The 15,964-nt window shown below is 45.9% G+C and carries 14 protein-coding genes; 11 read left to right on the forward strand and 3 right to left on the reverse strand.

Features of this window, described 5'->3' with window-relative positions; translation table 11 throughout:
* Positions 1-189: 189 nt before the first annotated feature.
* Positions 190-516, reverse strand: a complete 327-nt coding sequence (locus QUA23_RS21015) for a YbjQ family protein (protein WP_333073457.1) — start codon at positions 514-516, stop codon at positions 190-192.
* A 150-nt stretch (positions 517-666) separates the two neighbouring features.
* Here QUA23_RS21015 and QUA23_RS21020 point away from each other — a divergent pair, with 150 nt between their 5' ends.
* Together QUA23_RS21020 and crtO are read left to right on the forward strand one after the other, a co-directional pair.
* Complete coding sequence (locus tag QUA23_RS21020; RefSeq protein ID WP_333073458.1) at positions 667-1,767, forward strand: tetratricopeptide repeat protein; 1,101 nt, start codon at positions 667-669, stop codon at positions 1,765-1,767.
* A gap of 467 nt (positions 1,768-2,234) precedes the next feature.
* Entirely contained in the window at positions 2,235-3,932 is a 1,698-nt protein-coding gene (crtO, locus tag QUA23_RS21025) for a beta-carotene ketolase CrtO (RefSeq protein WP_333073459.1), read from the forward strand.
* Positions 3,933-4,001: 69 nt separating this feature from the next.
* Here the strand turns inward: crtO and QUA23_RS21030 are convergent, their stop codons facing one another.
* Positions 4,002-4,157, reverse strand: a complete 156-nt coding sequence (locus QUA23_RS21030) for a hypothetical protein (RefSeq protein WP_333073460.1) — start codon at positions 4,155-4,157, stop codon at positions 4,002-4,004.
* Positions 4,158-4,419: 262 nt separating this feature from the next.
* On the opposite strand from QUA23_RS21030, the gene QUA23_RS21035 reads away from it, so the two are divergent.
* The 4 genes from QUA23_RS21035 to QUA23_RS21050 all read left to right on the forward strand — a co-directional run bounded on the left by QUA23_RS21035 (position 4,420) and on the right by QUA23_RS21050 (position 8,953).
* The gene (locus QUA23_RS21035) at positions 4,420-5,520 is read left to right on the forward strand and encodes a saccharopine dehydrogenase NADP-binding domain-containing protein (RefSeq protein WP_333073462.1); all 1,101 of its coding nucleotides are present in this window, start codon (positions 4,420-4,422) and stop codon (positions 5,518-5,520) included.
* Between the two features lie 393 nt (positions 5,521-5,913).
* Positions 5,914-6,264 (forward strand): hypothetical protein, encoded by a 351-nt coding sequence (locus QUA23_RS21040; RefSeq protein ID WP_333073464.1) that lies wholly within the window; start codon positions 5,914-5,916, stop codon positions 6,262-6,264.
* Positions 6,265-6,564: 300 nt separating this feature from the next.
* Positions 6,565-7,086 (forward strand): hypothetical protein, encoded by a 522-nt coding sequence (locus QUA23_RS21045; protein ID WP_333073465.1) that lies wholly within the window; start codon positions 6,565-6,567, stop codon positions 7,084-7,086.
* A 532-nt stretch (positions 7,087-7,618) separates the two neighbouring features.
* Positions 7,619-8,953 (forward strand): hypothetical protein, encoded by a 1,335-nt coding sequence (locus tag QUA23_RS21050; RefSeq protein ID WP_333073466.1) that lies wholly within the window; start codon positions 7,619-7,621, stop codon positions 8,951-8,953.
* 362 nt (positions 8,954-9,315) lie between these two features.
* Here the strand turns inward: QUA23_RS21050 and QUA23_RS21055 are convergent, their stop codons facing one another.
* Entirely contained in the window at positions 9,316-9,636 is a 321-nt protein-coding gene (locus tag QUA23_RS21055; RefSeq protein ID WP_333039230.1) for a hypothetical protein, read from the reverse strand.
* Positions 9,637-9,748: 112 nt separating this feature from the next.
* Between QUA23_RS21055 and QUA23_RS21060 the strand changes: the two genes are divergently transcribed.
* The 5 genes from QUA23_RS21060 to QUA23_RS21080 all read left to right on the forward strand — a co-directional run bounded on the left by QUA23_RS21060 (position 9,749) and on the right by QUA23_RS21080 (position 15,904).
* The gene (locus QUA23_RS21060; protein WP_333073467.1) at positions 9,749-10,651 is read left to right on the forward strand and encodes an ion channel; all 903 of its coding nucleotides are present in this window, start codon (positions 9,749-9,751) and stop codon (positions 10,649-10,651) included.
* Positions 10,652-10,718: 67 nt separating this feature from the next.
* Entirely contained in the window at positions 10,719-11,045 is a 327-nt protein-coding gene (locus tag QUA23_RS21065; protein WP_333073728.1) for a DUF433 domain-containing protein, read from the forward strand.
* A 3-nt stretch (positions 11,046-11,048) separates the two neighbouring features.
* Positions 11,049-11,390: a DUF5615 family PIN-like protein gene (locus QUA23_RS21070; RefSeq protein ID WP_333059996.1), complete on the forward strand. Its 342-nt coding sequence runs from the start codon at positions 11,049-11,051 to the stop codon at positions 11,388-11,390.
* Between the two features lie 80 nt (positions 11,391-11,470).
* The gene (locus QUA23_RS21075; RefSeq protein ID WP_333073469.1) at positions 11,471-12,646 is read left to right on the forward strand and encodes an exonuclease SbcCD subunit D; all 1,176 of its coding nucleotides are present in this window, start codon (positions 11,471-11,473) and stop codon (positions 12,644-12,646) included.
* Between the two features lie 216 nt (positions 12,647-12,862).
* Positions 12,863-15,904: an SMC family ATPase gene (locus tag QUA23_RS21080; RefSeq protein WP_333073471.1), complete on the forward strand. Its 3,042-nt coding sequence runs from the start codon at positions 12,863-12,865 to the stop codon at positions 15,902-15,904.
* Positions 15,905-15,964: the final 60 nt, after the last annotated feature.

Consider the following 15,964-nt stretch of genomic DNA (forward strand, 5'->3'; position numbering starts at 1 on the left):
AACTATATCTGCCTGGGGAAATAACCAGTCTCTATGTCTGAAGAAAGAAACGAAAAAGTCATCAGCCCTCAGCCAGTCGCTATTAGCTAATGACTGATGATTGATGACTGATGAGTGATGAATATTTTATCCCGTTAGAAAAGTTCGCGGACGTATACAGGAAATGCGGACGTATACAGAAAATACAGCTTAACGCAATCTTACAGCCGTTCCAACGGCAGTAATCAGCAGCAAAGCCCCGCTAGAGTCTAAATTAATCGTGCCGGTGTCTACTTCCACCCCGATTACGGCATTGGCGCCCAGGCGCTGGGCCCGTTTTTCCAGTTCCGCGAGGGCATCTCGCTGTCCTTTGAGAAACACTTCCTCGTAACTGCCGGTGCGCCCGCCGATGATGTCGCGAATGCCCGCGAAGAAATCTCGCAGGGCGTTGGTGCCGTAGACAACCTCAGCAGTTACTATTCCCAGGTAAGATTGAATTTCTGCTCCTTGGATGATATCAGTTGTTGTTACAATCATCAGTTGGCCTCAGTCGCGAAAATTTTGAGTGGGTCTTGTTCTGTAGATTTACTACATCTCGCCCCTCAAAGATTCCTGGTAAACCATAAGTTGTCAGCTTGCTAAGCTGACAGCAACTCGCTCTTTCATTCCACACACTCTTTGAAACAAATGGCCGTGCACAAACAAAGTCTCTTGGTATTCAGTACGTTGCTAGTAGCAGGATTCGCTGTCGCAGCGCCGCAGATAGCGCTCTCAGCAGAAAAATCAGTTCAAGTCAACCCTCAAAACAATTCAAATTTAGATGCTCTGCTGCGACAAGGGCGCGAGTTTGTAGATTTAGGAGACTACAGTAAGGCGATCGCCATTTATCAGGAAGCGGCGCGTTTAGATACGGAAAACCCCCGCATTTTTTCTGGTATTGGCTATTTAGAAGCGCGTCAAGGCAACTATCAAGCCTCAGTAGAATTTTACCAACAAGCGATCGGTCTGGAACCGAACAATGCTGACTTCCAATACGCATTAGGATATGCTATGGCGAATTTACAAAACTATCCTGCAGCAGCCACAGCTTATCGCCGCGCCGCTCAGCTCGATCGCAAAAATGTTAATGCCCGGATCGGTCTCGGAGTGGTACTCTTTCAGCAAAAAGATTACAGCGGTGCTTTTAAAGCATACCAAGAGGCGATCGCCCTCGATCCGAAAAATTGGCAAGCTTATTCTTCAATGGGTTTAGTATTGATCCAGCAGGGAAGTTTTGCCAGTGCTGTCACCGTACTCCAACAAGCAGCCGAACTCGCTCCCAAACAAGCAGGTGTCCAGTTAAAATTAGGCACTGCTTTGCTGCGTGCCGGCTATACTTCCGAAGGGCTAGCAGCTTTTGAAGAAGCTGCCAAATTGGAGCCCCGCAATCCAGAAGTTCAGCTAGAAATTGGCGAACTTCTCCAGGCTCAAAACGACTTCGACGGAGCGCTGGCAGCTTATCAGCGGGCTATTGCGGTGCGACCTAATTTAGTGGAAGCACACGCAGGAATTGGGGAAATTCAACTGGAAAAACAAGATTTTTTAGGAGCGATTACCACTTTTGGGCGAGTGATTAAGCTCGATCCAAACCGGGCAGAAGCTTATTACAATATGGGTAAGGCACTCAAAGCGCGCGATCGCAAATCCGAAGCAATTGAAGCTTTTCAACAAGCCCTCGACACTTACCGCCAGCAAGGCAACAATGATGGTGCACAAAAAGCTGAGGCAGCATTGCGGGAGCTGAAGTAATATTTCTCAATTTACTAATTGGTAATTGGTAATTGGCAATTGGCTATTAGCAATTGGTAATTTGCTAGCAGTTTTGAGTGTTGAGTAAGTAATTTTCGTAAGGCTTAACTCCTGACAATCGCAGCCTTGCGAGGAAAGAAGCAATCTCAAAACTGTTTCTATTCCCTATTCCCTATTCCCTATTCCCTATTCCCTCTTTCCTCTTCCTTCGTCTAGTTAATTTTTTAATTGGTCGCAGAGCAACGCGGCTAAATGCAGTATAATCTTGGCGCGATTTTAGAACGGCGATCGCTCTGTAAGTTTAAGAAGAAATAAGGGCGATCGCACAGTAGTATTTGGTAAAAGCTCCATCTTTTGTAAGATGTTAAAACAGCTTCCTGAATGGGAATCTATTTCTATTGATAGAGACTTGCAACTTGTTAACATTTGTAAAATAAGCAAAATATCCCATCCCCAGAGCTTCATCTATGCAAACGTATGACGTGATTATCATCGGCGCAGGTCACAACGGACTGGTATGTGCGTCTTATCTCCTCAAAGCTGGATATACCGTCCTTTTGTTAGAAAAACGTTCGGTTCCCGGCGGCGCGGCAACTACTGAAGCTGCGATTCCCGAATTGCCGGATTTTAAATTCAATATGTGCGCGATAGACCACGAATTTATCCATTTAGGGCCAGTTGTAGAAGAATTAGAACTGGAAAAACACGGTTTAGAATATCTTTTCTGCGATCCAGTTGCCTTTTGTCCGCATCCCGACGGCAAATATTTCTTAGCGCACAAATCTGTAGAAAAAACTTGTGCTGAAATTGCCCGCTACAACGAGCGCGATGCTAAAAAATATGCCGAATATACAGACTTTTGGCAGCGGGCGTTAGGTGCAATGGTTCCGATGTTTAATGCGCCACCAAAATCCATCATAGATATTCTGGGCAACTACGATATTGCAAAGATCAAAGATTTATTGTCAGTCATCGGTTCCCCCGACAAAACGCTGGACTTTATTCGCACCATGCTCACCAGCGCTGAAGACATTGTAAACGAGTGGTTTGACGAGGAATTTATCAAAGCACCCCTCGCAAGATTCGCCTCAGAACTCGGCGCCCCTCCTTCGCAAAAAACCTTGGCTGTAGGCGCAATTATGCTGGCAATGAGGCACAATCCCGGCATGGCAAGACCGCGCGGAGGGACGGGTGCATTAGTGCAAGCGCTGCTTAATGTAGTGAAAAAATACTCGGGTGTGGTACTTACCGACCAGCACGTCGAGAAAATATTAGTTGATGACGGTCGCGCTGTGGGAGTTCGAGTTGCCGGTGGCACGGAATACCGCGCTACAAAAGGTGTCATTTCTAATATTGATGCTAAGCGCTTGTTTCTGCACTTAATGGACTCGAGCGATGTTGACAGTGCCGACCCGGATTTGCGGGATAGATTGGAGCGCAAAATTGTTAACAACAACGAGACTATTCTCAAAATAGACTTAGCTCTCAATGAAGCGCCTAGATTCGAGCGCTGGAATCATCGGGACGAATATTTAATCGGGTCGGTTTTAATTGCAGACTCGGTGAGACACGTTGAAATCGCTCACAGCGACCCTTCAATCGGCAGAATTCCCGACTCAGACCCATCGATGTATGTAGTGTTTCCGACGGTACTAGACCCGTCAATGGCTCCCCCCGGACATCATACGGCTTGGATTGAATTTTTTGCTCCTTACATGATCGAAAATGCTGAAGGAACCGGCCAACACGGTACGGGTTGGACGGATGAGCTGAAAAACAAAGTTGCCGATCGCTGCATTGATAAATTAGCAGAATACGCCCCCAATATCAAAAATGCAATTATCGGCCGCCACGTGGAAAGTCCGGCGGAATTGGGAGAGCGTTTGGGGGCTTTGAAGGGAAATTATTATCACGTTGATATGACGCTAGATCAGATGATATTTTTCCGTCCTTTGCCGGAGTTGGCGAATTACAAAACGCCGATCGACGGTTTGTTCCTCACCGGGGCGGGAACGCATCCGGGCGGATCGATTTCGGGTATGCCGGGACGCAATACTGCTCGCGTTTTCATGCACTCGCAGCAGCCTTTCGCCCAGACTTTCGCAGATGCGGCTAATACTCTGAAAGCGAAGGGTAAGTCGGTATTTCGGAGTAATGAGAAGTAAGATTTTTAGCAACCGCAGATGAACGCAGATAAACGCAGATGAATCACATCTGCGTTTGTTTGTATTGATTTATAAGTGTCCGAGTGCGAGAATTTTTTCTGGTTGATTCCCTGTGAAAGGAAAACGGCGGGCGATCGCCCTCAATACCTTTTCTAAATCTTGTGCATCTTTCGCGATCGGTGGCGGCGGTTCCCGTTCCATCAAACCTGTTAGATTTTGCATCACAGAGCATATTCCATCGATAAAATTTTCAATATTAGAAGAACAAGTTAACGGTGAAGCCATTTTTTAACTTAGCGTCACCGCCAAAACTCTAATGACAGCAGAACAGGCAAGTCGCTGGTAGAAGTCGCTCCCCATCTGCGGATCGGGGCGATCGCCGCCGATCCCCCAGCATCTTGCATTCTCCTCAATTCATACTTTATGCGGATGAAAACGCTGGCCCCAAGTTGAGAAACTGAGAAGTGGCGTTACCCTTTTTTTAGCGATGGCAAATCGAGTGTTGATTGTCGGCGGGCGGGGACGGATTGGCAGCAGCGTTGCCCAAGACCTTGTTACCCACACCGACGCGGAAATTACTGTTACCGGACGCAATTCTGAAGCCTCTATTGGACCGGGATTGCCGCCGGATAGGGTGCACTATCTAGCTTTAGATTTAGCAGACAGTGCAGCGCTGCACCAAGCGGTTTCATCCTCTAACCTCGTCGTTCACTGTGCCGGGCCTTTTCACTACCGAGATGCTAGTGTACTGAAAACTTGCATAGAAGCAGGTGTTAATTATACTGATGTCAGCGACAGCCGCAGTTTTACTCGCAGAGCTTTAGAATTGCGCGAAACTGCTAAAAACTCCGGGATTACGGCTATTATTAATACGGGCATTTTCCCCGGTGTGTCTAATAGCATGGTGCGCCGAGATGTAGAACAATTAGATGAAGCAGAAGACATCCATTTGAGTTATGTAGTCGGAGGTTCTGGCGGTGCTGGTGTTACCGTTATGAGAACCACTTTTTTAGGTTTGCAAACTCCTTTTGAGGTTTGGGAAGAGCGCAAGTGGCACCAAGTAAAACCCTACAGTAATCGCGAAACAATTGAATTTCCCGCGCCCTACGGTAAAACAGGGGTTTACTGGTTTGATATGCCGGAAGCAATCACTTTGCCCGACACATTCGCCGTCAAATCAGTTGTGACTAAATTCGGTACGTCTCCCGACCTTTACAATCACCTTACCTGGTTTGTTGCCAAGTATTGGCCCGCTAGCTGGCTCAAAAATAACTCCGTGATTGAATTTCTCTCCTACGTCAGTTACGGGATGACCAGTGTTACTAATAGTTTTAGTGGGGTTGGTGTAGCTGTGCGATCGCAAGTGACCGGTCTCAAAAACGGTCAACAGGCTAAAGTTTGCTCGACAGCGATACACCCCAATGCTGCCGCCGCTACTGGCATCGGTACTGGCAGCATCGCTCAATTAATGTTAGAAGGTAAACTGGAAAAACCGGGCGTTTGGTCGGTGGAACAAGCTCTTTCTACTGAGCTATTTGAACGAGCTATGCAGAATCGGAACCTCAAGATAGAGCAGGTTGTTTTGTAGTTTTATCGGTTGTTTTTTGCAATTTGCATCTGTTTGGTAAATGAGTTTTTTTGACGAACCGCAAAGACGCAAAGGACGCGAAGAAAGAAAGGAGAAGAGTAAAGGTTCGCAATTGATGGGAGAACACCTAGATAGGGTTCGCCGCAGAAATTGCGATCGCACCTCATAGGAGATGAGTTCCGCTTGTATAACTAATCTATCTTTTGGTAGAAGTAATAATAACAAGCAGGCGCTTAAGATTATGGAAGGTCACGGGAAACATCCCTTTTGGCTCGCTCTAGATGCGGTAGCTGCGACAAAGATTGCGCTTGAACCAAGGTTGTCAATGTGCGATCGCAGTGAAGAAGCGACAAACAACATAATTTTTGCGGAAAAATACGAGGAGAAGTTGATATGAAGCGGGTTTTAAAATCTCTCGGAAAAACATTGAGCCAAAGCATTTTGCTGGTCTGTACCCTGGCTTTCATTGGTCTGCTAAATCTAGCGGTAGTACCCAGTCAGGCTGCTTACGCAGGTCAAGACAGAACTCAGGCGCCGCCGGAAGCTAAAATGACTGACCCTGCAGAAAGTTTCGAGGATCTGAATCCCCAAGCCGCTTACGATGAAATAGTCAAAACTTCTCAAAATCCTGCAAAGGTCGAGAAAGCTTACGACGAAAGCTTAAAGGAGTACAAGGGAGAGCACCCGCAAGAAGGCATAGTTCAAAAAGCTGAAGATTTGATCGAAAAGGTCACGGGCAACTAATAAATCAAGAGATTTATATCTAACTCAAGTTGCTGGTAAATAAACAGCTTCGGTGATTACAGAAGTGAGCCGATATCAGAACTCACTAGAACATAATTATCTAGGGTGCGCCTTGGCGCACCTTATCGCTTGAGAGTAGCGTCTAAAAATACATTTTGAATCCACAAATATTTTATCAAATATTTTATCATTTCCTTTCTTTTAAAGCTAGCAGCTTCATCCTTAAGGCAGATGAAAAGATATGAATTTAAAAGGTAAATTTAATCATAGTTACAGTTAGATAAAAGGAAAAAAAATATCATGAGCGATGACAAAAAAAAGGTACATGAACCTGATGCTAACCTCGACCCGCTTTCGGGGGAAACAGGGGCTCATCCAGTGGGAACGGGTATTGGTGCGGCGAGTGCCGGTGCTGCCGGTGCTGCCATCGGCGGTGCCATCGGCGGGCCTGTAGGAGCAGTTGTAGGCGCTGTTGTGGGTTCGTTTAGTGGCGGTTTGGTGGGCAAAGGTGTGGCCGAGGCGATCGACCCCACGGTAGAAGATGCTTACTGGCAAAGCAACTACAGTTCCCGTCCTTACGTGGACACTAGCGCGACTTACGAAGACTATCAGCCTGCATACCGCACGGGTTATGAGGGATACAGCCGCTATGGCGCTACTGGTAAGAAATACCACGAGATTGAACCGGATTTGCAGCGCGATTACGAAACAAATCGCGGTAAGTCTAATGTGGCTTGGGAAAAAGCTAAGCACGCCACCCGCGACGCTTGGGATCGGGTGGAACGGGCTGTCCCTGGCGACATTGACAAAGACGGCCGCTAAGGGCTGACACCAAGTATTTCTCAGTCTTGAAGACATACAAACTCAAGCATTCCGGTTATTTTTAGCCGGGTACCGGAATGGAGCGAAGTGTTTGATAAAAAAAAACCCGGCTGCTGCGCCTTGGACTGTTGTTGATAGATGGCACAGTTTTTAACGCGAGTTTAGCAAAGTTTTTGGGGATTTTCAGCCCCTCTCTACATCGGAGAGGGTATTTTTATGCTCCCTTGAAATCGCATTTTTCAGCAGGCTTTTTATTTGACAGGACTGTTCGCTGTGAGAACTCGCTAGAGACGTAGAGGGTTTGCTCTGCGGGACGATCGCACTCCTAATAAACGCTTTGTTACCAAATCGGGATGCTTCCGTTTGAGATTAACATTTTTTTTTGACTATTAGCCTTAAAATTAAACTTATTCAGGACTGAGACATCGATAGCGATAAGCTTTCTTCAATCGGAGCCGGATCGTAAAGCGTCGGTGGCTTCAAGTCCGATAATTGTTAATCTAAATCCTCTCATTCAAAATTGGTATTACTTGTGGATGAAATGTTGGAAAGAGCTTGGACACTCAAGCAAAATTTAATTGATTTTGTGCTGGATGCTGAGGGAGAGTTGGCGGTAGCTTTGGAAGCTTATGCTGCTGCTCGATCGACCGGCGAGCGCTACGATATTGCTCAGCAAAATCAAGTGATTGACAGTTTTACAGTCGAAGGTAAAGTCGGAGACAAAACGCCGATCGACCTATTTGTCGAAAGTCAGCCGGATTTAACCGAGAGCGATCGTAGCTTGCTCGAAAGTTGGGAGCACAGAAGCTTCACGGGCTTATTTGAAATCACTCAACTTTCCCCCGACAAGTTTGAACTGATGAACTGGCTGACAGCAAAGCACTACGTTGTCAAGCCGAACAGTCCTAATTTTCTAGCAGAAATGTCTCGCTTTAAGTTAGGAGAAATCTTGCTGGCTCGGATTGCTCCCCTTACCGATGACTGGTGGATACTTTCGAGCTCTCCCATTATGAAGGGGAAATTGGGTAAGCCGAAGTTGGCGGTGGCGATCGGCAATTTCAAGCAAAATCAGAAAAAGAACCTATACAGCGATGCGCCCGAATTGTTAGAGCAAGCTTGGCAGTCAGTAGAAAAGTACCATGAAGATTTTACCGAATTTTTTGGCAGTGAGGAAGTAACGCTATCGGGATATCACTTAAATAAACAGTTGGCTGAATTTCAGGAATTCATTACTAAAAAACGCCTAGCTGATATCGGCGTTGATGGAAGTAAATCTCTGGCGGATATCGTTGAAGATGCCGGAGTGGATCGAGAAGAAGTCAAAGCAGCAGCAATCGCGGCGGCAGGTGCCGATGCTAACGCAGTTGAGGTAATGCTCGACAGCAATGCTAGTTCAAAAATGGTAATGCCGAAAGTCGAATTGCCCGATCGCTTCAAGAAAGCCGAACAGGTGACAGCACTTTCTCATCCTCGCTGGGGACAAACCTTTTTGTCTACTTACGCTCAATTTACTGCACTGCTATCTGCCGAAGACTTTTCAAGCGTTCCCGGTTACGAAAAGCTGGTGCGTAACTATCTCGAAGATCCTGCAATTAATGCCTGGATTTGGCAGCGGTTAGCTAAAGTTAATGCAGCGAAATTAGAACAAATTTTGCAAACTGTATTGCAGCGGACTAATTTTCAGATCGATCGCGATTTAGATGCCCTGCTGCAAGAGTTTAAAAAACCCTTAGAACCCGAACTCCCGGAAATTGCCAGCGTTCCCGTGCACCTGCACAACTTATTTCAGGAAGCTTTAGGCGAAGTTAATAAGTCAAAGTCTAAACCGCAGGAGAAAAAGAAAAGCTCTAAAGGCTTTAAATCCTAAGCAAGTAAGTTCGTGGCATACTCCTACACGCTATGGTATCGCATACAGTGTAGGCTGCTCACCAACTCCACCTCATGCTATGGGCTAACGCGCCGGCTTTGCCAAGGGATACTCGATGAGATTGCCACAGCCAAGGGAAAGCAGGAAGAGAATGGCAATTTCAAGTGCCAGTGCGATCGACCCTAGCCATTTTATTTTGGGCGCGTTAGTCTGCATCCCTCAGATAATAAACCATTAAACAAGCTCACAGCTAGCTGTGAGCTTATGGCCCGGTAATATTACTCAAATAGCTTTGCAGTCAGGACTTTAGTTTTTCTTCACCGCGATCGAAAGAACTGAAGTCCTCACTACAAACACTTTTTTTAATCTTCAACTCGTCGGACAGCCATGCGTTGCAGTGGCAGGCTGAGTATGCTAGAAGCAGTCAACAAGTAAGAAAGAACCGTAGTCAGCTTCAAACTGAGCAATAACCAGCTATCCTCTGGTAGGTGAAGTTTCAGCCCGAAAAAAGAGATGCAGTACACTATCCAGTAAGTAAAGCTCATCTTGATTAGGATTTCTTCGCTCAAAGTGCGATCGTCCGTTGGCTGCGAGTTGCGATTATCACCCAGCAGGACTAGACCCGCAATAGAAGCCACAAAAGAAACCATAACGAGATAGTCATGCCAGTTAAGCTCAACCATTTCTAAACTCCGCTTTTATCCGAATTTTTGGAATCAGACATCAGTCTAAAGGATAAGTTTTCCCGGTCAAAGCAATAGTTACAAATTGAAACAGCCGCAGTTACAAATCGCAATGAAAATCAACCGCAACCACCAGCCACAGGCTCGTTTAGTCAGCCGCCAAGGACAATTCCCCTTAAATATTGTCAAGTTGGGAGTACCGCGCCTGCATTTTGCCGACCTCTACCACAGGCTGCTAACTCTTTGTTGGCCGCGATTTTTCATGCTCATTTGTCTCTCCTATATAGTCACAAATTCTTTATTTGCCTTAGCTTACTTGGCGGGAGGAGATTGCATTGCTAACGCGCGGCCGGGTTCTTTCCAAGATGCCTTTTATTTCAGCGTGCAAACAATGGCGACGATCGGCTACGGCTCTATGTATCCGCGCACGGATTACGCTAATACTATAGTCGCGATCCAAGCGCTTTTTGGTTTGTGGGGAGTGGCGATGGTGACGGGACTGGCTTTTTCGAGATTTTCCAGACCAACAGCTAGAGTTATCTTCAGCCGGGTAGCTGTGATCGCTCCTTTCAACGGCGTTCCGACTCTGATGTACCGCACTGCAAATCAGCGTTTTAACCAAATTTTAGAAGCGCAGCAGCGAGCTACTTTGATCCGCAACGAGGTAACAGCGGAAGGAGAATTTATGCGGCGTTTTTACGATTTGCAATTAGTGCGAAGTCACTCTCCGGTTTTTGCCTTAACTTGGACGGTTATGCACGCCATTGAGGAGAGCAGTCCTTTGTACCAACTTACTGCCGAAGACTTGATGGAACAGCAAGCAGAAATTGTAATTACTTTAACAGGAATTGACGAAACTGTTTCGCAAACTATTCACGCGCGACATTCTTTTGTAGCCTCGGAAATTATGTGGGATATGCGATTTGTAGATATTCTTTTGAAATCGGCGACGGGAGGGCGGGTGGTTGATTATACTCGGTTTCACGATGTGAAGCCTGTGGAAGAAAAGTTGTGAGTATAATAGTGCTAGAATACCTCTAGGACGACAAAAGTTGATATTTATGACTTCAGTTACTACGAAGATGACACTCAAAGAATTGCAACCGCAACTCTTGGCTTTAACTCCCGAAGAAAAGGCTCAAGCTATACAATTCCTCGCCCAAAGTTTAAGCAACTTTTGGCCGGGAATTCAAAAGACTCCCGGTGTCATGGGCGGAGAAGCCTGTATCCGAAAAACTCGGATTCCTGTTTGGCTGTTGGTAAGTTATCGCCGTCAAAGTGCCACCGATGCTCATATTTTAGAAGGTCATCCCGATCTGAGTGCCGCAGATTTGGTGAATGCTTTTAGTTATGCTGAGGCATATCCTGATGAGATTGAAAGAGCCATTCGAGAACAGGAAGAGGCATAAACTGTGGCGCGTCTTTATGCAGATGAACAATACCCGTTTCCTGTTGTAAAATTACTGCGTAATTTGGGCCATGATGTCCTGACAGTTCAAGAAGCGGGAAAGGCTAACCAAAAAATTCCGGATGAAGAAGTTCTAGATTTTGCTATTAGCAATAATCGTGCAGTATTGACATTAAATAGACCTGATTTTATTCGACTGCATAGGTTTAACTCTGACCATACGGGCATAATTGTCTGCACAAACGACCAAAACTGGGAACGGCTGGCTGTACGCATTAATGAAGCTATTTCTAATCTAGAAACACTGAGAAGTCTACTGATTCGAGTTAATCGGCCGTCGGAGTGAGTATAACAGCCGCAGAAGGAATCAATTCGTATAGCAGCTATCGCACAAAGTATTAAAATAAACAAAATACTCCTCGTACTATGCGAATAATTCATACTGCTGACTGGCATTTAGGGCGACGTTTTCGAGGGATCGATCGCACTTTTGAAATTGCGATCGCCCTCGAACAGATTTTGAAGCAAGCAAAAGCCTTGGATGTCGATGCTGTACTCGTTGCCGGTGACATTTTCGACGTGCCCAACCCGCCCGCTTACGCCGAACGCATTGCTTATAACTTTTTCTGCGAACTCCAAGCGGCAGGAATTCCCGCAATTGCGATCGCCGGTAATCACGATTCGGCATCCCGCATCGACAGCATCGCGCAATTGCTTTCCCTCGCCGGTGTTCGCGCTTTAGGCAAACCCAGGCTTTCTGCAGACGGCGGCACAATTACTCTTAATACAAAAAGCGGTAAACTTTGCGTGGGAGCGATGCCTTTTGCTTCCGAACAAAGACTGTTAGATGCTAATTCTCTCTGGCAGTCGGGCGATGCCGATCGTCGCAAAGATTACCGCGAAATAGTAGCATACTTACTCGAAGATTTAACCAGGGATTTTAGAGACAATACTGTCAATATTCTCATGGGACACATGAGCATTGACGGCGCTCGATTGGCAAAATCCGAAGTTGCTTATTACACGCGAGAAAAATACCTGCTCTCATCGCAAACTCTGCCGCCGGAAGCTCAGTATGTTGCCCTCGGACACATCCACATTCACCAGCGGATTTCTGAGACTTCTCCCGCTTATTATTCCGGTTCTTTGATTCAGTTAGATTTTGGAGAAGCGGAACAGGAAAAAGGATTTTGCTTGATAGAAGTTGAGCCGGGAAGTCAGGCAAAGGTGGAATTTAAGCCTGTGGCTTGCCACAAGCCGTTAAAAGTGCTTAAATGTCATAACGACAATCTCGATGAAACTTTACAAGCTCATCAGTATCATCCGGGTTTCTTGAAAGTAATTGTAGAACTGGACAGTCCGCAAATCGGACTTGCCGATCGAGTGCGCCAAATTTGTTCTCAAGCGCTGTTAATTGAACCGCGCTATCCAGATGCAGCGCTAGAAGCAACAGAAATAACTAATATCGATCCCAATAATTTCGATCCTGCAGCAGAGTTTTGCAACTATTATCAAAACCGCTTGGGAACGACACCGAAACCGGCAGTATTGGAGGAATTTAAAAATTTGTACAAGAAGTTTAAGGAAACAGTTAACAATTAAATGCGTAAAAAGATACAATAACTTCCAGGCTCCGTCTGGAAATATCCAGAGGCTCTGCCTCGCGCTTAAATAGGAAAATTGGAGGCAGAGCCTCTGGATATGCGTTACCAGGCAAATAGGAAAATTCGAGGCAGAGCCTCCCGATCTGCATTACCAGGCGGAGCCTGGTAAAGAGTAATACAATCTAAAACCCCAAATCCTAAAACTAAAATTAGTATGCGTCCACTCGAACTTATTCTCGAAGGATTTACCAGCTTCCACCGCGAACAGCGTTTAGATTTTTCTCAACTCGATTTGTTTGCAATTACTGGTGCTACAGGTGCGGGAAAATCTTCACTGTTAGATGCCATGACTTACGCTCTTTTTGGCACGACAACTCGCAGCGGGAAACAAGTAAGTGATTTGGCGAGTCAAGGCAGCGAAAATTTAAAAGTGCAGTTGCGTTTTGCTGTGGGTTCGGCACAGTATCGGGTGACGCGAAGGTGGCGTTTCCGTCCAAAATCTCCGGAAAATAAGGTAATTTTGGACAACTGGCAAAATGGTCAATGGGAAACTTTGGGGACGAGTATCGTTGCTGTTCAAAATACCATTGAACAGATTTTAGGAATGGATTTTGATACTTTTACGCGAGCAATTGTTCTGCCTCAAGGCAAGTTTGATGAGTTTATTAAAGGGGATACATCAAAACGCCGGGAAATTTTGCGGCAGCTAGCGGGATTTGAGATTTTTGAACAGATGCGCAAGGAAACCAATGAACTCGCAAAGTTGCTGAAACAGGAACGGGAAATGGTGGAAAGGCAGCTAGCGGATTTGAGTGCGCCGACGGCTGAGGAGGTGGCTCAAAAACGATCGCAACTTTTGATTTTAGAGCAGCAGTTGCCCCAGTTCGATCGCGCTGTGATGAAAGCTCAGAAGGATCTAGATGAAGAGGAACAGCTATTTTCGCAAATAGCTCGCTGGCAAGAGTTACAACAACAACTGGTCCAATTAAATGCTAATTCGACTGAGGTTGCAATTTTAGCACAGCGTTTAGACAGAGCGCAAGCTGCCAATCATTTACAGGGAGATTGGGCTTTAGTGCGATCGGCTCGCAGTCAGTATGAAAGTGCCGAAAGTGCCTCGGTGGCAGCGCGCAAGCAGTTAATTAAAGCTCGCTCTGAGCTGGCAGTAGAGCAGCAGCAACTTGACGCGGCAAAAGCGAAAGAAGAGGTGCTAGCGCCACAAATTAAGGCTCGCGAAGATGCTTTAGCTGCTGCTAAAGTATATGAAGAACAGCGCGCTCAATTAGAAAAAGAAGTTACACTTGCCCAAAAAATTCAACAGGAAAAACTCCGCTTTTTTCTGGCAGCAGATAAAGACCTGCAAGCTGCTAACACTAAAATTCAAGGCGCGGGTTTTCGAGTTACTCAAGCAGCGGCACAACTCGAACAGTATGCGCCGGGAGGAAAGCGTTTAGAGCAATTGCAGCAAATTGCACCCTTATTGATGGAATTGCAGCTAATTACCAAGCAGCAAAAGACTCAGCAAGAACAGTTGGAGAAATCTATTGCAGAGAAGGAAAGCGCTCAACAAAATTATGTGGAGGTTGCAACTAATTTAGAAGCAGCCGAAATCCGATTAAAAGAGTGCAATCGCGAGTTAGAAGCGGCCCAAACTGCTAATGCGGAAGCGGCACGTTTAGAGAGTGTTGCTGCTGTCAGAATGTCGCTGAATTCTGGCGATACTTGCCCGGTGTGTGGGGGGGTGCATCCTGAGAGCGATCGGCTCCCTCCTTTGCCCGATTCTAATATTGTCGATGTCGCTGGTTTGCGGCGGAAATTGGCGGATGCAAATCAGGTTTTTCAAGATGCTCAAAGGTTGGCTGCTGAGGGAAAAAGTGCAGTTTCAGCCTGCCGGCAAAAAGAGTCTGAAATTGCTCAAATGTTGGAATTAACTGCGAATAAAGTTGCTCAATTGCAGCAGCAAATCACTCAAGTGCTGGAAAATCCTCATTGGGAAAGCTTGGGGTTGCAGCAGGAGTTGGCAATCCTTAAAGAGAGCGATCGCCAATACCGCCAAACTGAACAGCAGTTCCAACTCGCATCATTGGAATATGATAATTTTCAACAAAAATTTAATTTTGCTGTGGCGACTCAAGCAGCTAAACAGCAGGAATATCAAGATGCGATCGCCGAATCAGACCGTCGGCAGCAGCAGTTGCAAAGTTGTGTCAATGCGCTCTATCAAATTACCGAATATCAACCTTATGCTAACTTAGCAAAAGTCTTAGAACAAGACAAGCAAGACTTGGCAAATCTGCTGAAAGTTGCCGAAAAATCATATCAAACGGCTCAAAATAAGGTTATTCAAGCTGCAGAGAGAGAGCAACAAGCTGGAGAAGCTTTTGGACAAGCCCAAGCCCAGAAACAGCAGTTAAACCTGGATTGGTCAGCAAAATTAACAGCGGCTGATTTCACAGAAGAGACATTTTTAGCAGCGGTTGCGACAGTTAAGGAACAATCAGAATGGGAAAATGCTATTCGCTCTCACCGGGAATCAAAAATTCAGTTAGAGACGCGGGCGAAAGATTTGAGCGAGGCGATCGCAGGCAGAACTACCGATGAGAATACTTTAGCACAAGTGCGATCGGCAAAACATACCGCCCAAGAAAACCTCAAACAAGCCAACAACAACCGCGCCGAACTTTTAGCTTGGATTCAAGTAGCAGCCCAAAATCTCGAACAAGCCGAAAGACTGTCACAGCAAATCACAAATTTCACAGAACAAGAGCAAACTTATCACACCTTAGCGCAGAACCTCAAATCCAACGAATTTCAATCATACATTTTAGAACATTTAGAAGCAGAATTAGTCGGAAGCGCCACCTTAATCTTGCAAGAATTAACCGAAAATCGCTACAAACTAATAAACCAAGACGGCGAATACTGGGTAGCAGATAATTGGAACGGCGGCGAAGCTAGACGAGTACGCACTCTTTCCGGTGGCGAAACCTTTGCCACTTCCTTATCAATGGCTTTAGCTTTGTCAGAAAAACTGTCTCAAGGAGCTCACTTGGGCAGCTTGTTTCTCGATGAAGGATTTGGTACATTAGATACCGAAACTCTCGAAAGCGTTACTCAAATTTTAGAATCTTTGCGGCAGCGAGACAGGCTGATTGGAGTGATTACCCACGTTCGAGAATTGGGCGAAAGATTGCCCGCACAAGTTAAAGTTTCTAAATCACCCCAAGGTTCTAAAATAGAAGTACATAGAGCCTGAAGTGAGAGGCGCGTGCGTGAAATAGTAAACTTGCTGAAGGACGTACATTATCACTAAACC

This window comes from Microcoleus sp. Pol1C5 (assembly GCF_036701115.1).
Lineage (GTDB): Bacteria > Cyanobacteriota > Cyanobacteriia > Cyanobacteriales > Microcoleaceae > Microcoleus.